Annotated in this window: 23 protein-coding genes and 1 riboswitch; of the genes, 19 read left to right on the top strand and 4 right to left on the bottom strand. The window is 45.5% G+C overall.

The window, feature by feature from the left end; all coding sequences use genetic code 11:
* The first annotated feature begins 6 nt into the window (after positions 1 to 6).
* The 5 genes from IGI78_RS16245 (at position 7) to IGI78_RS16225 (ending at position 4,628) form a co-directional block, all read left to right on the top strand.
* Positions 7 to 441 (top strand): PTS sugar transporter subunit IIA, encoded by a 435-nt coding sequence (locus IGI78_RS16245; protein ID WP_016612038.1) that lies wholly within the window; start codon positions 7 to 9, stop codon positions 439 to 441.
* A 315-nt stretch (positions 442 to 756) separates the two neighbouring features.
* The gene (locus IGI78_RS16240; protein ID WP_142425191.1) at positions 757 to 2,529 is read left to right on the top strand and encodes a PTS mannitol transporter subunit IICBA; all 1,773 of its coding nucleotides are present in this window, start codon (positions 757 to 759) and stop codon (positions 2,527 to 2,529) included.
* A gap of 15 nt (positions 2,530 to 2,544) precedes the next feature.
* Positions 2,545 to 2,982: a PTS sugar transporter subunit IIA gene (locus IGI78_RS16235; RefSeq protein ID WP_096741989.1), complete on the top strand. Its 438-nt coding sequence runs from the start codon at positions 2,545 to 2,547 to the stop codon at positions 2,980 to 2,982.
* A gap of 22 nt (positions 2,983 to 3,004) precedes the next feature.
* On the top strand, positions 3,005 to 4,153 hold the full coding sequence (locus IGI78_RS16230; RefSeq protein WP_195266435.1) for a mannitol-1-phosphate 5-dehydrogenase: 1,149 nt from the start codon (positions 3,005 to 3,007) through the stop codon (positions 4,151 to 4,153).
* Between the two features lie 175 nt (positions 4,154 to 4,328).
* A complete protein-coding gene (locus IGI78_RS16225; protein ID WP_005232957.1) occupies positions 4,329 to 4,628 on the top strand; it encodes a hypothetical protein in 300 nt (99 codons plus the stop codon).
* Positions 4,629 to 4,766: 138 nt separating this feature from the next.
* On the opposite strand, the gene IGI78_RS16220 is transcribed toward IGI78_RS16225, so the two are convergent.
* Positions 4,767 to 5,279 carry a type 1 glutamine amidotransferase domain-containing protein gene (locus tag IGI78_RS16220; protein WP_142425192.1) on the bottom strand — a complete coding sequence of 171 codons (513 nt, stop codon included), beginning with the start codon at positions 5,277 to 5,279 and terminating at the stop codon, positions 4,767 to 4,769.
* Between the two features lie 124 nt (positions 5,280 to 5,403).
* Between IGI78_RS16220 and IGI78_RS16215 the strand changes: the two genes are divergently transcribed.
* The 3 genes from IGI78_RS16215 to IGI78_RS16205 all read left to right on the top strand — a co-directional run bounded on the left by IGI78_RS16215 (position 5,404) and on the right by IGI78_RS16205 (position 7,335).
* Complete coding sequence (locus IGI78_RS16215) at positions 5,404 to 5,955, top strand: hypothetical protein (RefSeq protein WP_195266433.1); 552 nt, start codon at positions 5,404 to 5,406, stop codon at positions 5,953 to 5,955.
* Between the two features lie 181 nt (positions 5,956 to 6,136).
* Positions 6,137 to 6,571 (top strand): hypothetical protein, encoded by a 435-nt coding sequence (locus IGI78_RS16210; protein ID WP_077454124.1) that lies wholly within the window; start codon positions 6,137 to 6,139, stop codon positions 6,569 to 6,571.
* An 8-nt stretch (positions 6,572 to 6,579) separates the two neighbouring features.
* A complete protein-coding gene (locus IGI78_RS16205) occupies positions 6,580 to 7,335 on the top strand; it encodes a DUF6681 family protein (RefSeq protein WP_086291449.1) in 756 nt (251 codons plus the stop codon).
* Positions 7,336 to 7,392: 57 nt separating this feature from the next.
* Here IGI78_RS16205 and IGI78_RS16200 read toward each other — a convergent pair whose 3' ends face one another.
* The gene (locus tag IGI78_RS16200) at positions 7,393 to 7,800 is read right to left on the bottom strand and encodes an Hsp20/alpha crystallin family protein (protein WP_077454126.1); all 408 of its coding nucleotides are present in this window, start codon (positions 7,798 to 7,800) and stop codon (positions 7,393 to 7,395) included.
* Positions 7,801 to 7,974: 174 nt separating this feature from the next.
* Between IGI78_RS16200 and ispE the strand changes: the two genes are divergently transcribed.
* Entirely contained in the window at positions 7,975 to 8,826 is an 852-nt protein-coding gene (ispE, locus tag IGI78_RS16195; protein ID WP_195266431.1) for a 4-(cytidine 5'-diphospho)-2-C-methyl-D-erythritol kinase, read from the top strand.
* Between the two features lie 177 nt (positions 8,827 to 9,003).
* Here ispE and IGI78_RS16190 read toward each other — a convergent pair whose 3' ends face one another.
* Positions 9,004 to 9,183, bottom strand: a complete 180-nt coding sequence (locus IGI78_RS16190; protein ID WP_081119209.1) for a hypothetical protein — start codon at positions 9,181 to 9,183, stop codon at positions 9,004 to 9,006.
* Between the two features lie 306 nt (positions 9,184 to 9,489).
* On the opposite strand from IGI78_RS16190, the gene IGI78_RS16185 reads away from it, so the two are divergent.
* The 7 genes from IGI78_RS16185 (at position 9,490) to thiT (ending at position 16,459) form a co-directional block, all read left to right on the top strand.
* Positions 9,490 to 10,437 carry a metal ABC transporter substrate-binding protein gene (locus IGI78_RS16185; RefSeq protein ID WP_195266429.1) on the top strand — a complete coding sequence of 316 codons (948 nt, stop codon included), beginning with the start codon at positions 9,490 to 9,492 and terminating at the stop codon, positions 10,435 to 10,437.
* Between the two features lie 12 nt (positions 10,438 to 10,449).
* Positions 10,450 to 11,130: a metal ABC transporter ATP-binding protein gene (locus IGI78_RS16180; protein WP_005232967.1), complete on the top strand. Its 681-nt coding sequence runs from the start codon at positions 10,450 to 10,452 to the stop codon at positions 11,128 to 11,130.
* Positions 11,103 to 11,933, top strand: a complete 831-nt coding sequence (locus IGI78_RS16175; protein WP_005230272.1) for a metal ABC transporter permease — start codon at positions 11,103 to 11,105, stop codon at positions 11,931 to 11,933. The genes IGI78_RS16180 and IGI78_RS16175 overlap by 28 nt, the downstream gene beginning before the upstream one ends.
* A 151-nt stretch (positions 11,934 to 12,084) precedes the next feature.
* The gene (gene purR / locus IGI78_RS16170; protein ID WP_005230273.1) at positions 12,085 to 12,909 is read left to right on the top strand and encodes a pur operon repressor; all 825 of its coding nucleotides are present in this window, start codon (positions 12,085 to 12,087) and stop codon (positions 12,907 to 12,909) included.
* Positions 12,910 to 13,086: 177 nt separating this feature from the next.
* A complete protein-coding gene (gene glmU / locus IGI78_RS16165; protein ID WP_195266427.1) occupies positions 13,087 to 14,460 on the top strand; it encodes a bifunctional UDP-N-acetylglucosamine diphosphorylase/glucosamine-1-phosphate N-acetyltransferase GlmU in 1,374 nt (457 codons plus the stop codon).
* A 116-nt stretch (positions 14,461 to 14,576) separates the two neighbouring features.
* Positions 14,577 to 15,551, top strand: coding sequence for a ribose-phosphate diphosphokinase (locus tag IGI78_RS16160; RefSeq protein WP_005230276.1), 975 nt, complete (start codon positions 14,577 to 14,579; stop codon positions 15,549 to 15,551).
* 181 nt (positions 15,552 to 15,732) lie between these two features.
* A riboswitch (TPP riboswitch) is annotated at positions 15,733 to 15,834 on the top strand.
* A gap of 52 nt (positions 15,835 to 15,886) precedes the next feature.
* Positions 15,887 to 16,459, top strand: coding sequence for an energy-coupled thiamine transporter ThiT (gene thiT / locus IGI78_RS16155; protein ID WP_321206003.1), 573 nt, complete (start codon positions 15,887 to 15,889; stop codon positions 16,457 to 16,459).
* Between the two features lie 54 nt (positions 16,460 to 16,513).
* On the opposite strand, the gene IGI78_RS16150 is transcribed toward thiT, so the two are convergent.
* The gene (locus IGI78_RS16150; RefSeq protein WP_096741981.1) at positions 16,514 to 17,302 is read right to left on the bottom strand and encodes a hypothetical protein; all 789 of its coding nucleotides are present in this window, start codon (positions 17,300 to 17,302) and stop codon (positions 16,514 to 16,516) included.
* A 231-nt stretch (positions 17,303 to 17,533) separates the two neighbouring features.
* Between IGI78_RS16150 and IGI78_RS16145 the strand changes: the two genes are divergently transcribed.
* The 3 genes from IGI78_RS16145 to IGI78_RS16135 all read left to right on the top strand — a co-directional run bounded on the left by IGI78_RS16145 (position 17,534) and on the right by IGI78_RS16135 (position 20,198).
* The gene (locus IGI78_RS16145; RefSeq protein WP_077454132.1) at positions 17,534 to 18,250 is read left to right on the top strand and encodes a class A sortase; all 717 of its coding nucleotides are present in this window, start codon (positions 17,534 to 17,536) and stop codon (positions 18,248 to 18,250) included.
* A 75-nt stretch (positions 18,251 to 18,325) separates the two neighbouring features.
* Positions 18,326 to 19,990: a patatin-like phospholipase family protein gene (locus IGI78_RS16140; RefSeq protein ID WP_195266425.1), complete on the top strand. Its 1,665-nt coding sequence runs from the start codon at positions 18,326 to 18,328 to the stop codon at positions 19,988 to 19,990.
* Positions 19,983 to 20,198 carry a YdbC family protein gene (locus tag IGI78_RS16135; RefSeq protein WP_005230288.1) on the top strand — a complete coding sequence of 72 codons (216 nt, stop codon included), beginning with the start codon at positions 19,983 to 19,985 and terminating at the stop codon, positions 20,196 to 20,198. The genes IGI78_RS16140 and IGI78_RS16135 overlap by 8 nt, the downstream gene beginning before the upstream one ends.
* Positions 20,199 to 20,202 lie beyond the last annotated feature (4 nt).

Raw genomic sequence — 20,202 nt, 5'->3', positions numbered from 1 at the left:
TCAGCGATGTATATTCCACAGGAGCGGATTTTGTTGGATCAACACTTTACCGATGCCACAGAGGCCCTGACAAAAATTGGCGAGTATTTAGTCAACCAGGAGATCGTCTCTTTACCTTATGTCAAAAGCCTTTTGCGGCGCCATCAAAAAACAGGTGTTTACATCGGTAACTTTGTTGCATTGCCCCATGGGGAAGAAGAAGCCCAGCAATGGATCAAGGAAGAAGGGCTCTTTTTGATCCAAGTGCCGGATGGCGTCGACTTCGGCACGAAGGAGCAACCCAAAATCGCTACGATCCTTTTCGTAGTCGTCCTAAAAGAGCAGCAATTAGCTGTTTTGCAAGAAATCGCCTTTTTTTGTTCCGATATGCAAAATGTTCGGGCGCTGAGTGATGCCGAATCGGTTGAAGAGATCCAACAGATTTTGCTGGCAGAAGAATAAGCAATCAGCAGCAGACTGGCTTGTAACAAGAGCAGCGAACGAAATGAGTGAATGAGCTGCCTCCGTGTGCTCGCTCTTTCTACCTTGTGTAGAAGGAGCGGGTACACGTTTTTTTTTGTGTTTTGGCAAAAACCAGATAGAAATGCTCCACGTGAAACAGAACAAAAATAAGCGAGTGCAGGGGCTGCTCGCCTTTTTTTGTTCTATCCGTTTGGCTACAAGTTTTGGCACAGTTTTTTGTGCCAAAGTACGACTTTCGACCGTTTTGGGAAGCGCCTACAATAAGGGTGTAAGCAGACGAGAGGAGAGAAAAAAATGGAACAGACACAAAAAGCAGCCAAATCATCAGTAAAAGCAAAAGTTCAAAAATTAGGCAGTACATTGTCGAGTATGGTGATGCCGAATATCGGCGCATTGATTGCATGGGGTGTATTAACGGCATTATTTATTCCAGATGGGTATTTACCAAATGAAGCCTTTGCAACGATGGTCGGTCCAATGCTAACGTATTTGATCCCAATCTTGATTGGGTATACTGGCGGGAAAGTGATTGCTGGTGACCGCGGAGCCGTGGTTGGGGCGATCGCAACGATGGGGGTCATCGTCGGAACGGATATCCCAATGCTATTGGGTGCAATGATCATGGGTCCTTTAGGCGGTTGGGTCATCAAGAAATTTGACGAGATCTTCCAAGACAAAGTTCGCGCTGGCTTTGAAATGTTGGTCAACAACTTTTCATCAGGTTTGATCGGTTTTGCTTTAGCATTACTGGGCTTTGTAGCAATCGGGCCAGTTGTTAACACCTTGACAGAAGCAATGGCAGCAGGGGTAGAAGTGATCGTCAATGCCCACTTGATTCCATTAGCCAATATTTTTATTGAACCAGCAAAAATCCTATTCTTAAACAATGCCATCAACCATGGAATTTTGACGCCACTAGGTACTGAGCAAGTCAGCGAATTTGGGAAATCGATTCTTTACTTGTTAGAAGCCAATCCTGGACCTGGTTTAGGAGTCTTGCTAGCCTTCACTTTCTTCGGAAAAGGAGCAGCGAAATCTTCGGCACCTGGAGCGATCATCATTCACTTTATCGGTGGGATCCATGAGATCTACTTCCCATACGTCATGATGAAACCATTGATGTTCTTAGCAGTGATTGCCGGCGGTGTATCAGGAAGCTTTACCTTCCAATTGTTAGGTGCAGGCTTACGGGCACCTGCTTCACCAGGTTCGATCATTGCGATCTTAGCAATGACGCCATTCAACTCGGTGATGAGTGTCGTTTCTGTCTTAGCCGGAATTGCCGTAGGAGCAGGCGTGTCCTTTATCGTCGCTGCCGCAATTTTGAAAGCGGATGCGAAGGATACAGTGGATAATTTTGAAGAAAAAGTACAACAAACGCAAGCAGCAAAACTCAGCGCTAAAGGCTTGGCGGCTCAACCAATGACTGGCATCAATCGTATCATCTTCGCATGTGATGCAGGCATGGGCTCCAGTGCTATGGGGGCATCGATCTTACGTAAAAAAGTCAAAGAAGCCGGTCTTCCACAAAATGTCTCGAATTCCGCCATCAACAATTTGACGGACGATGCCAATACATTGATCGTCACTCAAGAAGAATTGCAAGAACGTGCCAAACAAAAAGCGCCAAATGCGACCTTCGTTGCGGTTGAGAATTTCCTGAACTCTCCACGGTACGATGAAATCGTAGCCACATTGTCAGGGACTAAGACAGCGGGGGAGTCAGCAAAAAAGTCTGAAGCAGGCAACCAGGCAGATGTTCCTTCCGCCAATGACCTTAAGCAAGTCAGTGAAATCATTTTGGCCCACGATGACCGCAAAGGTTCGGCAACGATGGCTCAGAAAGTCTTTCAAGATCTTTTAGCCAAAGAAGCTCTGACGATGCCGATCAGAAAAAGCCATATCAATGATCTCCATGCCAACGCCTCTTCATTGGTGATCACGAAAGAAGCCTTAACGCCGCAAGCGCAAAACTCAGCGCCAGAAGCGATCCATCTATCCGTCAATAATTTGATGGGAACGACGAACTATCAACGGATCGTGGCATCGATCAAAGCAGCGAATTAAGAAAGGATGAGCCGAATGCAAGTATTAGAAAAAGACATGATTGAATTGAACAAACAATTTGCGACCAAAGAAGAAGCCATTCGTTACTGCGGCGAAAAACTGCTGGCGGCAGGCTGTGTGGAAAAAGAATACATCGATGCCATGCTTGAGCGTGACGAGATGCTCTCAGTCTATATGGGGAACTTTATTGCGATTCCTCACGGTACGGATGAAGCCAAAAAATACGTCAAAAAATCAGGTATCTGTATCGTGCAAGTACCGGATGGCGTGAATTTCGGTACCGCGGACGAAGAAAAAATCGTCACCGTCCTTTTCGGCATCGCGGGCAAAGGAGAAGATCATCTGCAATTGGTCCAACAAATCGCCCTCTTTTGCAGCGATATCGATAACGTTGTCGAATTGGCGGATGCCTTAGATAAAGAAGAAATCGCCCAAAGTTTGACCGTGGCATAAGGATTTAAGGAGGAGACAAGACATGAAGGCAGTTCACTTTGGTGCAGGTAATATTGGTCGCGGCTTTATCGGCGAGATATTGGCTGCCAACAACTTTGAAATCACATTTATTGATGTCAATGAAACGATCATTGACGCCTTAAAAGCAAGACAAGGGTATACCATCGAATTAGCCGATGAGACCCAAGAACAGATCCACATTGAGCATGTGACGGGATTGAACAATGCCAAAGAACCAGAAGCGGTGATCCAAGCGATCGCCGAGGCAGACATCCTTACGACCGCCATTGGTCCCAACATTTTGCCGCATATCGCTGAGCTGATCGCCAAAGGCTTAGAAGCACGTCAGCAACACCCAGACAAGCCAGCCATTGATGTGATCGCCTGTGAGAACATGATCGGCGGATCGACCTTTTTAAAAAGCGAAGTGCAAAAATACGTTGCGGATTGGTCAGCATTGGAAGCGACGGTTGGTTTTCCAGATGCAGCGGTGGACCGCATCGTACCGCTGCAGCACCATGATGATCCCTTATTCGTTCAAGTAGAACCCTTCTGCGAATGGGTGATCCAAGAGACAGGGATGAAATCCTCGATCCATCTGCAAGGGGTCCATTATGTGGCGGATCTGGAACCGTATATTGAACGGAAATTATTCAGTGTCAATACGGGTCATGCCACGGTAGCGTACACAGGTGCCCTCCAAGGCTATCAGACGATCGATGAAGCGATGCAGGACCATTTAGTGGTGATCCAATTAAAATCCGTTCTCGAAGAAACTGGGCGGCTTTTAATTGAGAAATGGGCTTTTGATCCTGAAGAACATGAACGGTATATCGAAAAAATCATCCAACGCTTTAAAAACAAACACATTTCCGATGCCATCACACGGGTGGCACGGACACCTGTCCGCAAATTAGGAACCGAAGAACGCTTTATTCGACCAGTCCTTGAGTTAGAAAAACGCAACATGCAGCCAGATCATCTCTATGAAACGATCGGCATGATCTTCAACTACAAAGACCCTGAAGATGAGCAAAGCCAACAGTTACAAGCACTTTTGGATGAAAAGTCACTACCGGAAGTCATTGCAGAAATCACTGGCTTGCAAGATGAAGACATGATTGAAACGATCCGACAAAACATTGAAAAATATGCGTATGTTGCCGCATAAAAACGAGTAACACACAGAGCAAGCAGATAAATTGCCGCATCCGTAAAAGCTAGCCCAACAAGTGAGCTTTTGCGGATAGGTCAATTTCTTTCAGCGCTTGTTCTGTGTTTTTTTGCTCACCGATTGACCTTTGCTGCCAACTTGACGATAATAAGAAAAGAAATGAGGGAGAGCAATGGAACGATGGTTTGAAGAAGCCCAGCTTCAAGTAATTGAGTTGCCGATCGAATGGCAGGAAAACCGTCCCGTCTATCGGGCCTTTATCCGTGAATTGCCGACGATCCAAGGGGAAGGAACTTCGCGGCAAGCTGTTTATCGGCAGTTGGCAGAAGCCTACGCGGCTTACCTTGCCCAACTTCGAGAGGTCAATGAGGCGCAGGAAGAAATGACGTCTTCCTTATTATCGACGGAAGAATTATTGCGCTACTATGATGGCGAGACTTTCGATGGTTTTGAGTTGCCTTCTGACGAGTAACGGGAAACGAGCCATTCACTGAAAACCGAAAAGCTACGCAAGAAAAAACCGCTCAGCTGCAGCTCGATCGATACGAAGGATCGAACGCTGCAACTGGCGGCTTTTTTTTCTATCAAAGAAACCACGTCTTATTCGCGGTTAGTTCAATGCCTCAGTAATCGCTTGATTGAAGGCATCTAGGTCATCTGGGTTCCGACTGGTGATCAACCGATAAGTTTCGTCGATCACGACGGGCTCATCTTTGACGGTGGCCCCTGCGTAGGCTAAATCTGGTCGCACAGAATCATAAGCCGTCAAGGTCAAATCTTTCGTCAGTCCTGTTTGGATAAACAGTTGTGGCCCGTGGCAAATGGCAAAGACGGGACGATCAGATGTCAAAAAGTCTTTCGTCAATGACACATAGCGCTCATCGGTTCGTAATTGGTCAGGGGAGAAACCGCCTGGGATCAACAAAGCATCAAAACTGGCGGGATCGATCGTATCGATGGCCGCATCGACGGGAAATGTTCCACCTTGTTTGCCTTCGACGGTCTCGGCGCCTTCATTACTAATAACGACTACTTCGTGTCCAGCCGCTTCCAGTGCTTCTTTGGGTGACGTCAACTCAACATCTTCAACTAGATCAGTGACAATAACAGCAACTTTACTCATTCGATCTCCTCCTTATTACTTGATGAACAATTTGTTCACCTGCTATTATTTATGCTAACGAAGATTTTCGCTGTTGACAAATCATCTGTTTGTCCGCAGCTTGAAAAAGAAAGAAGGCAACGTCATGGCAACGATCCAACTATTTATCTCTGATACCCCCTTTTGCTTTGAAAAAGCGGAATTCACTTTTATGGAAGAAACATTTGTCATCGAGAAACAGCAATTATTTGAAAAAGTTGATGCGGTGATGCATCAGGAAGTATCCTCGGCCTTGGTTTCATTGGTAGAAAAAGCCCTTTTGACGCTAGAAGCGATCGGGGAAGAAGAGGATTATTTCGACCTGCTTTATTTGACCTATGAGAATACCCGCCATTCCCTCAGCGGACAGCAATTACTCGCGCAGCCTTTTCCAGATGTAGAAGCAGCCTTGCAGCCAGTCTTTGATGAGTTGGCAGAACCGATCGTAGAAAAGTTTTATGAGGAGCTGACCAATCAGCTAGAAGAAGTCGCTGATGATGAACTGTTTAGTTCTTATTATCTGGATGAGGAAGAAGCGGTGATCCAAATCGATGCCCCGATCCAACATGAAGAAGTGATCGCATTGCCCGCCCTTTTACGGGATTACCATGGCACGTTGCACCTGACCTTTGAAAAGTTTTATGAATACCTTGTGTAGCGGCGGCAACTGTCGTCGTTATTTTTTGTGAAAACAGTTACATGTTTAGTTTTTTTTAAATCCTGCGACAGAAGCCTCGGGAATCTTGACCCTTTTGTCAGAAACGATTATAAAGGTAAGAAGAGGCTGAAGGAACCGAGACTGCCAATGGGCAGAATCGGGTAAGAAAAGGATGAGAATCATGCGAAAAGTCCCGCCTATTTTAAAACCAATTGCACTTTTAACGATATCAACGATCATTGCCACTGCTACCGGCGTGGTGAATTCAGGCAGTTATCGCCAACCAAGTCGTGCGACGGAAACGACAGAAACGACCGAACAAGCACCAAGTGAAAGCACACCGTCTTCGATAACGGAGGACAGTCAAAATCAAACACCTGCTAGCACGGACTCACAACCGACGAACGATGACCAGCAGACAACACCGTCATCCAGCAGTGAAGTAGTAACACCAGAAACGACCCCGTCTTCTTCGGTGCCGACAGAAACGACACCATCAAGCGATGAGAGTGTTTCACCGACGACACCGGAAAACAATCAAGAAACGCCTTCTTCAAGTGAAGAAACCACGCCAGATCAGCAAGTGATCATGGATGAGAATCAAGGAAATGAGTAGGTGAGAAAATGACGCTTATTTTAGATTTAATCAACGGCATCCACAAATTTTTGGGCTATCTTGACATCAGTCCCAAATACTTGAATCGCGCCTATACCATCCTCAGTATCATTCCAACGGCGTATATTTTGCGGATCGTCTATGGAATGTTTGCGAACCAAAACTATTTTCAAGCGATCCTTTATACGATCGGCTTTTTGGTCTTAGTCTATTTCTGGGTACTGAATATCTTCTATTATTTCTTGAATAAAAACCTGAAGTTCGATGTCACTCAGACCTTTGTCAAAGTCTTGCCGGATGAAGTCTTCAATATTGAAGGGGAAACTATCAGCACCACCGACATTGATCGTTTGACGACTGAAAAAGCGGTGATCGATTTTGAAGAAGACTATCAGCTAGTATTGGCGAATCATTTGCAGACCTTGATCGCTCAAGAAGAATTGGCGATCAAACCGTCATCCAACGGCTTTACGATCCCGAAAAATACTTTGTACCCTTACTATTTTGTCAAACAGCAAGGGAAAAACGAGTACGTATTGCAGATCGGGACCAGCTACACGGAGATGACGAAAGTCGGCACGATTCAATGGACCGGCAAGCAACCTTTAGAGCCAGTGGGCTTATTTATCACTGGCGGTGACTTTGTCAAAAACGATGTCAAATACCATGAACCGTACAGTTTGAAATTGTACGTCAAAAAAGAGGTCTCCGAAGAAGAACCACAGACCTCAAGACAGGCATATCGACGACAAGCACGCAAATAAGAAAAGGCAGTTCCCCCCAGAGCGTTCTCTGAAGGGACTGCCTTTTTGGTATCTCGGTTATTCGATCGGAATATTTTTTGCGGGTGCGTCTTTGTAGCTAGCTTTCGGTAAGGTCAGGGTCAAAACGCCGTCTTCAAACACTGCTTTAATGGACTCTTCATCAATGTCTGTGATGGTGAAGGTCCGTTGATAGGCACTGCTAGAGCGTTCTTTGCGCAAATAATGTCCGAAATCATCCTCGGTTTCAGTGGTCTCTGTTTGAGCCGCTGAAATCGTCAAGGTATTGTTGACGTAACTGACGCGGATGTTTTCTTTCTTGATGCCGGGTAAATCTGCTTGAACGAGATACTTGTCTTCGTACTCTTTAATGTCCGTGTTCATTTGCCGTTCTTGCCAAAAACTGTTCATTAATTTGCCTAATAGTTCTTCGCCGCCTGCTAAATCTCTTGGAATCAAATTTGCCATGTGGTTCCCCCGCTTTCTTTTATCTATTGAGTTGGTACCTCTATTTTACGAGGAACCAAGCCAAAGGGCAACCAAAATGGCAACAATCACAAAAACAAGAGAAATCACTCAACTATCTTATAAGAATCTGCTATGATAGAACTAAATAACTATCAGATGATTGGATGAATGAAGATGGAGATTATTGAAAAAGCGCCAGCTAAGATCAACCTCGGTCTCGATGTGATAGAGAAAAGAACAGACGGTTACCATGAGTTGGAAATGGTGATGTCTAGTGTTGATCTAGCCGACCGTCTGATAATGGAAGAGATAGCAGAAGATAAGATCATTGTAGAAACCAACAAAGCTTTTTTACCGATCGATAAACGCAATAATGTCTATCAGGCCGCCAGTATTTTAAAAAAACGCTATGGTATCAAAAAAGGCATCCGCATTCGCATCACCAAGAATATCCCGGTGGCAGCTGGGTTAGGGGGTGGCAGTACGGATTGTGCGGCAGCGCTGCGGGGGATGGTTCGCCTTTGGGACTTGGATCTTTCCATGGCAGAGCTGATCGATATTGGTATGGAAGTTGGTACCGATGTTCCCTATTGTCTGTATGGGACCACTGCTCATATTGCAGGAAAGGGGGAGCTAGTGACGCCGCTGCGGCCGATGCCGCAATGTTGGGTCATCTTAGTCAAACCTCGTCTGAGTGTTTCAACGGGGAAAATCTTTCAAGAAGTCGAGCTAGACCAACTGCACCATCCAGATATCGCAGCATTGTCTGCCGCCGTCTTAGCCGAAGACTACTCGGCTATGATCGCTGCCATGGGCAATAGCCTAGAAGCCATCACGATCCCCAAATATCCGATCGTCCAACAGATCAAAGATCGCATGATGAAATATGGTGCCGATGTTGCCTTGATGACCGGCAGCGGACCGACTGTTTTTGCTCTTTGTCAAAAATATTCACGGGCACAGCGGGTCTACAATGCCTTAAAAGGGTTCTGTGACGAGGTTTATCTTGTACGTACATTGAAATGAATGAGTCAAGGACACAGGCAGGAAGTGCCTGTGTTTTTTCGTTCCTTCGATAAAAATCAGTCATATAGCGAAGAAAAAGGCAGCTGAGGTAGGGAGGAAGCATCTAGAAGCTGCCCTACACAAAAGTCCCCGACGAAAAAAAGGCGTCGGGGTCTGAATCTTTACGTAAAGCAAAGGCTATTCTTTTTGGTGCTGCTGCTTTGCGGATTTTTTCTTTTTGTCTTCTTCGTACAATGATTTGTCGATCGCTTTGCGGATTTCTTCGGTTTGTTGCGATGCAGGATCTTCCGGTAAATCGATTCGATTCAGCAGTTCACTGTTGGTTACAGTTGGCGGCACAGTTACAAATTCGTTCATCTTCGTTTCCTCCAAGTGCTTTTAGATCATTATCCTACATACTCTCTAATTTTTCAAGCTGACACAGTAGGGGCGCATGGCGAATGGTGTAAAATATAACTAAGTTTCTGAGAGAAGAATCCGCTTCAAATGAACGTTATCTCCTATGTTTTCCGATTTATCTCGAAATAAAAGTTTTAAATCGTAAAACGTACGATTTGTCTTGACGAACCGGAAATCATTTGATAGAGTAACTTTTGCTAACAAAACGGAGTTGTTCCGTTTTAAAATAAAAAGATGAGCCAGCAAATGGAAGGGGAAGTCCCGATGAAAAAAATCTTACTTACTACAGCACTCCTTTTAGGGGGCGTGCTTCTTGGCGCTTGCGGGCAGCAAGAAGCGACAAGTCAATCGAGTGACACCGAGAAGCTGTCGATCGTCACGACGTTTTATCCAATGTACGAATTTACGAAAGAAGTCGTAGGCGATGCAGCAGAGGTCTCCTTGTTGATCCCTGCAGGAACCGAACCTCACGACTATGAGCCAAGTGCCAAAGATATGACCAAAATTATGGATGCAGATGCCTTTGTCTACAATAGTCCTGAGCTAGAAACTTGGGTCGCTAGTTTGACGGATTCCGTCGATCCTGAGCAAACAGCCGTGATCGAAGCGGCCAAAAACATTCAGTTGGTGGAAGGCACAGAGGAAGAGCATGGTCACGAGGATGAAGACAGCCATGAAGGCCATGATCATACGTATGACCCTCATGTTTGGACCGATCCAGTCTTAGCGATCCAAGAAGTAGAAACGATCCGCGATGACCTGATTGCGAAGTTTCCTGAGCAAAAGGCAACCTTCACGGAAAATGCGGCTGCCTATATCGAAAAACTTTCTGCTTTAGATGAAGCCTACCAAGCGGCGTTAAAGGATGCGACTCAGCGGACCTTCGTTACGCAGCACGCAGCCTTTGGCTATTTGGCACGGCAGTATAATTTAGTCGAAGAATCGATTTCGGGCATTTCACCCGATCAAGAACCAACGCCAAGTCGGTTGGCTGAACTGAAAGAATATGTAGAAGAAAAGCAAGTCAAAGTTATCTATTTTGAAGAAAACGCGTCATCGAAGGTGGCTGAGACCTTAGCCTCTGAAACAGGAGTGGAGCTGGCGGTCTTGAATCCATTAGAAAGCTTGACGCAAGCGCAGATGGATAACGGCGAAACATACCTGTCTGTAATGGAAGACAATTTGGCAGCATTACAAAAAAGTATTCACTAAGGAGGCGCCTGCGTGCGTTATATCGATGTAAAAGATTTGACCTTTTATTATGATGATGAGCCCGTCTTGGAAGATATTTCCTACTTTGTCGAAGACGGCGAATTCGTGATTTTGACCGGCGAAAATGGGGCGGCAAAATCTACTTTGATCAAAGCAACCCTTGGTTTGTTGAAACCTTCTAAAGGAGCAGTCACCTTGGCGACCAAGAATGCCGCTGGTGAAAAATTAAGCATCGGCTACATTCCTCAGCAGATTGCTTCCTTTAATGTGGGATTTCCCAGCACCGTTTTGGAATTGGTCCAATCAGGCCGCTACCCAAGAGACCGCTGGTTCAAGCGACTGACGAAACGAGACCATGAACATGTCCGCCGTGCATTAGATGCCGTCGGGATGTGGGACGTGCGTCATAAACGGATCGGTGAGTTGTCCGGTGGCCAAAAACAACGGATCAGCTTGGCACGGGTCTTTGCCACGGATCCTGATTTATTTATTTTAGATGAACCAACCACGGGGATGGATGAACAATCCCGCAATCTGTTTTATGAACTGCTGCGACACAATGCTCATGACCACGGCAAGTCGATTTTGATGATCACCCATGATCACGAAGATATCAAAGAATATGCGGACCGTCAGATCCGTTTAGTGCGGAAGGAGGATTCACCATGGCGCTGCTTTCATATGAATTCATGAGAAGAGCTTTTCTTGCGGCGATTTTTATTGCTGGTATCGCACCAATGCTAGGGGTCTTTCTGGTGATTCGACGACAGTCATTGATGGCTGATACGCTGTCCCATGTCTCTTTAGCAGGGGTGGCACTAGGCTTCTTTCTAAATCTAAATCCCAGTTTGACGACGCTATTGATCGTAGTCATTGCCGCAATCATTTTGGAATACTTGCGAACACTGTACCGCAGTTATTCAGAGATCTCGATCGCCATTTTGATGTCCGGCGGTTTAGCGTTAGCCCTCGTACTGATGAACCTTAGCGGTGGAAACTCCGCAACGAGTATCCAATCGTATTTGTTTGGGTCGATCGTTACGATCACACAAGAACAAGTCTGGATCTTAGGCTTTTTGTTTTTAGTCGTTTTTGCTTTATTTTTCTTATTCAAACGGCCCATGTACATCTTGACCTTTGATGAAGATACCGCACATGTCGATGGCTTGCCTGTGCGAGTGATGTCGATGCTCTTTAATGTCTTGACGGGGGTGGCAATCGCCATGATGATCCCGATTGCGGGTGCATTGTTGATCTCTGCGATCATGGTTTTACCAGCTGCCATCAGTATGCGTTTAGGCAAGAGCTTCAACGCGGTGATTTTGATCAGTGTCGTGATCGGCATGATTGGGATGATGTCTGGTTTGACCAGTTCCTTTTATTTGGACACACCACCGGGAGCGACGATCACGCTGGTTTTTATCGCTCTTTTCTTAGTGATCAATTTGATCAAACGCATCGTGATCCTCGTGCAACGAAAACAGCGCCTCAAATAAAGGGCTTTATGAAAAAGAAACGAAGAATTTTCGTTTCTTTTTTTTAAACTCTAATCAAAACCGAACAATATAAGCAATATTTCAGATAATGCTCGCATTTATCCCGAAAAAGCCTTATAATAAGGCGAATAAACTAAAGGAGTTGTCCGGTGTGAAAATACGTCGAAGTGAACGACTGATCGATATGACACATTACTTGTTGAATCATCCCCATGAATTGATTTCATTGTCCTTCTTTTCTAAACGATATGCCTCTGCAAAATCATCGATTAGCGAAGATTTATCTATTATCAAAAAGACCTTTAAAGAACGAGGAACAGGCATTCTTGATACCGTGCCAGGCGCTGCTGGCGGTGTTTTTTTTGTGCCTGAAATTTCTGAAGAAGAAGCGTATGCGTACGTCGAAGGGCTGGCAGAACGCTTGTCTGAGCAAGACCGTTTGTTGCCTGGCGGCTATGTTTATCTATCTGACTTATTAGGCGAACCGGAATTGCTGCGCCAAGTCGGCCGCATCATCGCTTCCAAATATTTAGGCGAACAAATCGATGCGGTGATGACCGTTGCTACTAAAGGAGTGCCGATCGCTCAAGCAGTCTCTTACTACTTGAATGTTCCCTTCGTGATCGTGCGTCGTGATTCCAAGATCACTGAAGGCTCGACCGTGAGTGTCAATTATGTCTCTGGTTCTTCAGAGCGCATCGAAAAAATGGAATTATCCAAACGCAGCTTAAAGCGCGGCTCTAGAGTATTGGTGGTTGATGACTTTATGAAAGGCGGCGGCACGGTCAATGGGATGAAGAGCTTGATTGAAGAATTTGAGGCCGAATTAGTCGGTATTACGGTTTTTGCCGAAACGAAATTCAAAGGCAAGCGGGCCATCAGCGATTACAGCTCTCTGCTTTATGTTGAAGATGTCGATACCCAGACCAAAACGATCTCGGTAGTACCGGGAAATTATTTTGAGAAAAAAGCCTGATTTTTGTGGCTCTTAGACTGGCGCAAGCAGCTGTTTTTAAAACGGCGGCTGCCAGTCTTTTTTTGATTGGTCTAGGTGGCGATTCCTTAAATCGTTGAAATTTACAAGTACTTGGGCTAAACTGTTTATAGGAAATTCAATGAATAAAAATCCTTCAGATTGATAGGAGTGGAATACGTGGACGCACGTTTTGCAATAATTTTAGCGGCTGGAAAAGGCACGCGCATGAAATCGAAGTTATATAAAGTGTTACATCCGGTTTGCGGTAAGCCAATGGTGGAGCACATCATGAACCGAGTGGTGGAAACAAATCCTGAAGAGATCGTGACGATCGTTGGTCACGGGGCGGAAATGGTTAAAGAGCAACTGGGGGATCGCACCAATTATGCCTTACAAGCCGAACAATTAGGTACCGGTCACGCTGTCGTTCAAGCCGAATCATTTTTAAAAGGCAAAAAAGGCACGACCTTAGTAATCAGTGGGGATACACCGTTATTGACGACGGAAACCTTGGATAACTTGTTCGATTACCATCAAGGGAAAAATGCATCGGCGACGATCTTGACGGCACAAGCGGCAGATCCAACGGGCTATGGCCGGATCGTACGGGATCATGTCGGTATCGTGGAGAAAATCGTTGAGCAAAAAGATGCGTCGACCGAAGAAGCGCTGATCCAAGAAATCAATACAGGCACGTATTGCTTCGACAATGAATTGCTATTTGACGCCTTGGCAAAATTAGATACGGACAATGCCCAAGGGGAGTACTACTTGACTGATATTATCGAGATCTTAAAGGAAGACGGCAAAATCATCGCTGCTTATCAAACCGAAGATTTCCATGAATCTTTAGGGGTCAACGACCGCATCGCCTTAGCCGAAGCCAATCGCTTGATGCGCCAACGGATCAACCGTCAGCACATGCAAAACGGCGTGACCTTGATCGACCCGGCGACGACTTATATCGACGAAGGCGTTGTGATCGGTTCAGATACCTTGATCGAAGCCGGTGTGATCATCAAAGGGAAGACGACGATCGGAGAAGATTGTGTCATTACGGCAGCTTCTGAAATTGAAGACAGCAAGATCGGCAACCAAGTGACGATCAAGGCATCGACGATCGAGGAGAGCATCATTCATGATGGCGCTGATGTCGGTCCCAATGCCCATCTTCGTCCCCATGCGGAAATTTTGGCCCATGCCCATATCGGGAACTTTGTGGAGGTCAAAAATGCGACGATTGGTGAAGGCACCAAAGTCGGACACTTGTCTTATGTTGGCGATGCGACCCTAGGCAAAAACATCAATGTCGGCTGCGGCGTAGTCTTTGTTAATTATGACGGCAAGAGCAAATTCAAAACGACTGTCGGCGACAATTGCTTTATCGGCTCTGGCTCCAATCTAGTTGCGCCATTGACCATCGAAGAGGAAACGATGATCGCTGCTGGCTCAACGATCACCAAAGATGTTCCTAAACACAGTATGGCGATTGCCCGCGCCCGTCAGGAAAATAAAGCGGATTACGCGAAAAAGTTACCTTATCTAAATTAGAAATAGCGAAATGACTTGATTTCTTAAGGAAAAATGACTACTATTTATTAGGAAGAAGATTCTAGTAAAAAGGAGTCATTTTTTTCTAGATGAACGCAAAGAAAGTGGAGGTTCTCATGTCAAATCATTATTTTGATCCAAGATTGAAGATTTTTTCTCTGAACTCAAATCGTCCTTTGGCGGAAAAAATCGCAGCTGCAGTAGGTGTTGAATTAGGTAAGTGTTCAGTCAAACAATTTAGCGATGGTGAAATCCAAGTGAATATTGAAGAAAGTATTCGTGGTGCCCACGTCTACGTGATTCAATCAACCAGCAGCCCTGTAAACGATAACCTAATGGAATTGCTGATCATGATCGATGCTTTGAAGCGCGCCAGTGCGAAGACGATCAATGTAGTAATGCCTTATTATGGTTATGCAAGACAAGACCGCAAAGCGCGATCAAGAGAACCAATCACCGCAAAACTTGTAGCAAACATGATCGAAAAAGCCGGTGCGAACCGCATGGTTACACTGGATTTGCATGCCTCACAGATTCAAGGGTTCTTTGATATCCCCGTTGACCACTTGATGGGTGCACCATTGATCGCCAACTACTTCTTGGAAAGAGGCATTCAAGGCGATGATGTCGTCGTTGTTTCACCAGACCACGGTGGCGTGACTCGTGCCCGCAAATTAGCTGAGTTTCTTAAGTCACCAATCGCGATCATCGACAAACGTCGTCCGAAAGCCAACGTAGCGGAAGTCATGAATATCATTGGTCATGTTGAAGGCAAAACTTGTGTCTTGATCGACGATATGATCGATACTGCGGGTACCATCACATTGGCTGCGAACGCGTTGAAACAAGCAGGAGCTAAAAGTGTTTACGCCTCATGTACCCACCCTGTCTTGTCAGGACCTGCCTTGGAACGGATCGAAGATTCGGCCATTGAGCATCTAGTTGTGACAGATTCGATTCACTTGCCAGAAGACCGCAAGTCGAAAAAAATCGATGAGATCAGTGTCGGTGCCTTGATGGGCGAAGCGATCAAACGAATCCATGAGAACAAACCAGTAAGTCCACTGTTTGAATCAAAATTATCAATTTAATCGTGTCTCATATGCATGAGAACAACAGCCAATGGTCGGTCTTTAGCCCCTCATTGGCTGTTTTTTTCTGAGGAGTTTCAGGATGTTTTTAGAAAAAACGATCGCAGTCATGTTTCTTTTCACCAATTTATGGTATTCTTGAAAGTGACTTGCGAAACGCAAGCAAAAAATAAAATAGAATCTAATCACAAAGGGGAGTCTGCAAAGGCTGAGAATGAGAGTACTCTAAACCCTTCGTACCTGTTTCGATCATGCGAACGTAGGAATTGTGACGAGTTGAAGTGTCCAACACTTCTCCTTTGTGAATTGTGATGATTCTAAAGGAGGAGTTTTTTTTGAAACGAAAAATGTCGCTGCAGGTCTGGACGGAAGGAACGATGATCGCTGCTATCGGGGTCGTCTTGTCGTATATCCCGATCCAGACAGCCAATTCCAGTATCGACTTGTCTCTAGGGCTCGTGCCCTTGGTCTTGTATTCGTATCGTCGCGGGGTGCTGCCGGGAATGACGGCGGGATTTATGTGGGGCTTGCTGAATATTTTGATTGGTAGTGCGATGCGTAACTTTATCACCGTTCCACAGATCATCTTTGAATATCCCTTTGCCTTTGCTTTTGGTGGGGTGGGCGGCTTGTTTGCTAATAAAATCCAGCAAGCGATCCGTCAAAACAGCAAAACCGTTACGTGGTATGTCGTCTTAGGGGGCATCGTGGCGGTGATTAGCCGTTGGTTTTGGCATTATTGGGCAGGGGTTTTTGTCTGGGGAATGTACGCACCGCCAGGACAAAGTCCGTATCTGTATTCCTTGATCTTTAATGGGTCATCGGTCATCATCAATATCGTTTATGTAGGGGTCGTATTAGGTCTCTTAGTCAAGGCCGCTCCAAAATTATTTGTGCCGAAAGTTTAGTTTTAGAAATGAAATCATAAAAAATGTCTTGATGCTCTTTGAAAAAGAGAAGCATCAAGACATTTTTTTGTCGAAAAATCCAAAAGCCAAATCTTCTTGATCAATTTCCAACGACCAGTTTTTTTTGCTGGCTGAGTAGCGCAAAACTGCAATTTGATCCAGCTCTTTTTGATTGACCAGCGTGTTTTTTAAGCCAGCATCTTCTGACAGATAGATCGGGATCGTATAAGTTTTATCGATCAGTTGCTCTTGTGTCAGACAGAAGACGATGCCTTCTTGCATGATTCCCCGTAATTCTTTCAGCAAATTAAAGTCGAGCTTTTCCACCGGTGTCGCTTTTTTAAAAAAGGAGAGACGATCATTGATTTTTTCTAAGACGATACGGGTGATCCGATCCGCCAAGATCCGGTAATATTCATCTAAATAGCGATAATAAACGCGGGAACGTGCATCTTTTAAGTCAAAGAAAACAAAGTTATTTTGCAGTTTGTAAAAGAAAGGGGAGTGGAGGTGTGTCTTCATGTGGCCAAAATATAACAATTCGGAGATCTCTAAAGGCGTCAATTCTTTGACCATCTCGTAATCATTAAAATCGATCCACTTCATTTCTTCGGCAATGCGACCTTTGTTGATCTGCTGAAAAAACAGTTGGACATCTTCCATTCCACGAATAACTTTTAAGCCCGTATGACCGTCGAATTCGCCGAAATCACTGGAAGGATCAAGCAAGAGCAGATTCTTGGGCTGATGGACAATGCTCTTGTTAAAATCTTGGGGGGCAAGCCCGCGGGTCAAGACGGCATTGCTGGTTGTATCAATATGTACGTAAATCGTGTTAGACATGCCGATCGATCCCTCCTATCTACTAAGTTCATTCTACAACAAAGCGCTGAAAATTGCTTGTATCTTTTCGTTTAAAGTTATATTACAAAATAACAGAAAAAACAATTTTTAAGTTCTCTTTTTCGACAAAAAAAGGCAAATCTTGTCTTTTCGTAAAAAAAATTGCCCAAATTGGCGTCTTTATGAGGATTTTGGTATGATAAAAGAAGAAACTAATGGAGACGAGAACCTATGAGAAAAAAGAAAAGTAGACTTTCCAATTGGCTGAGCAATCTCTTTTTGCTTTTGCTGTTATTGATTGGTTTAGCCTTGATTTTTAATAATCAAATCAAAAATTATTTTATTAAACAAACGGGTGAAGCTTACGCAGTCGGCACCATTGATCGTAGTGATGTGGAAAAAAACATGGAAGCGGAAGCGACCTTTGATTTTGATGCCGTGGAGCCGGCAAGTTCAGAAGCAGTCTTACGGGCGCAGCTGAGCAACAAAGCTTTGCCAGTGATCGGCGGCGTGGCGGTTCCCAGTGTTGGGATCAATCTGCCGATTTTTAAAGGCTTGGCCAACGAGGCCTTGCTGTATGGTGCTGGTACGTTAAGTCCCACCCAAAAAATGGGGGAAGGCAATTACGCGTTGGCTAGCCATCGCGCCCAATCGCCAGATCTTTTGTTTACACCATTGGATGATGTCGCCATCGGGGCGGCTATCTATGTGACCGATCTGGAAAATATTTACACGTATACCGCGACTTCTTCTGTGCGGGTCGATCCGACCGATGTCTATTTGCTTGACGAAGTAGAAGGCCGCAAAATGATCACGCTGATCACCTGTGGCGAAATGGGCGGTGTCACCCGTCGTGTGATCCAAGGTGATTTGGAATCTGTGACGCCAGTCGATGAAGCCACGGATGAGATGTTGGCAGCATTCAACATGGCACAACGAACATTTTAATCAAAAGAATAGCTCGAGTGGTACGGCAGCCGGCGTGTCATTCGTCTATTCTTTTTTGCTTAAGGAGGCGTCTTGATGAAAGTGAAAAAACTGACTTCGATCGATTTTCTTGCACAAAGGGCAGGGTTTCAAGAAAGCCGACTGGTCTTTTCCTTTTTTGAGTCGCACTCAAAAGCGCGACGAGCATTTCTTGCCGACATGTCGCAGCAGGGCTGGCAGATCGACAGCCGTTATGGCCGCTTTTACCTTGCCGGGCAGTTTGATTTTGACCAAAAGACACTGACTATCACCAATCTGCTGGTGGAAGCAGCCGCCGAGTTTACTTGGAAACAACTGCTAGCTGTGACAGAAAGCTTTGCCCGCAGTCGTTTTGTAGCAGCCATCTTGTGGCAGCTCCCTCATCGGACCCCCTTGGCTGAGTGGTTTATCCAGCAAGGGTATCAGGTGGTCCCTCAAGGGTATCAAAAAGCGCTAGCTTATCAGACGGCGCTGGTTTTAGGCGGTGGCGGTGCTCATGGGGCGTATCAAATCGGGGTTTGGCAAGCGCTGCAAGAACGGGGCATCACCTTTGAATGGATCACGGGAACTTCCGTTGGTGCGTTGAATGGCGCCTTGATTTTAATGAACGATGTGGAAGCGGCCGTCGATTTATGGGCAAATATCTCCAGCGAGCAAGTATTGCACTATCCGCTTGCTTCGGTACGAGCCCAAACGCTGCGGGATTTGATGAATCAAGCCAACTCGCTGGTCCGCGAAGCGGTCAAAAGCAACGGCGCCAGTACCGAACCCTTGGCAAAGCTTTTGCAGAAGACCTTTGATCAAGAAAAATTCAGCCAAACTGCTTGTCATTTGCTGATCTGTACGACTCGTCTGCCCGACTTCAAGGAGACGATCTATGCCTTTGATCCATCCGCAGTTGAGGAAAATCTGCATTGGTTGTTGGCATCCGCCTCATTTTATCCAGCAATGCAGGCGCAAAAAATTAATGATGCTTATTATATCGATGGCGGCTATCGCAACAACCTGCCCATCGATGTCGCTCTCCAGCAAGGGGCAACGGAATGTATCACCGTGGATGTCCAAGGACCCGGCATCAATAAAAGGACGGTTTTGATGGAAGAAACTGCGCAACTTTCGTTGGGGTCTCCTTGGTCCTTAGGCAGCTTTTTGGTTTTTGATGCCCAGCGTTCGCTGGATAATATGACCTTGGGCTATTTGGAAACCTTGAAAGTGTTCGGCAAATACCAAGGCCATTGGTATACCTTTGAAAAGACGGTTGATTTTCAGCCGTTATGGCGGGGCTTTTTGAAAGAGCTACGCCAGACAGACCCGTTGCTTTATCAGGAACTAAAGAAAAAAGAATTTTGGAAAAAAATGCGTAAATTCTATCAACAGGATGTGCCATTTGAGCAGTGGGGGCGTATACTGATAGAGTGTACCGCGAAAGTATTGTATCTAGCGCCTACGGTGATTTATGAGCAGGAAACGATGCTAACGGCTTTAGCTGAAAAAATTGCGCTAAAGGCAGTGGAAGAAGCCGATGCCTGGTCGATCACCGAGTGGCTGAGCTATTATCGCGACCGTTTTTTTGTCTTGTCCGAGCAAAACCGCTTTTTCTTTTTTTATCGGACGCAGCAATTGAATCTGCCCGCCCTTCAGCAGATTCGTCGGCGTTACCCGCTGACTGCTTTAATGGCAGCGTATAGTCACTATCTTTTGAAAGGAGCAGAAAATGGATAAATTTTCGTATGAAATCGTTGAAGAGATCGCCGTGCTTTCGGAAAATCAAAGAGGCTGGCGCAAAGAATTGAATTTGGTGAGCTGGAATGGGCGTCCGCCAAAATTTGATCTGAGAGATTGGGGCCCAGAGCACGAGAAGATGGGCAAAGGCGTGACCTTATCCAATGAAGAATTTGCAGAACTTAAAAAAGCCCTGCTTTCCATGTAAGAAA

The sequence above is a fragment of the Enterococcus sp. DIV1767 genome (assembly GCF_050542585.1).
Classification (GTDB): Bacteria; Bacillota; Bacilli; order Lactobacillales; family Enterococcaceae; genus Enterococcus_D; species Enterococcus_D innesii.
Note: the sequence above shows the minus strand (reverse complement) of the source record. Positions and strands in the feature narration are given on the sequence as shown.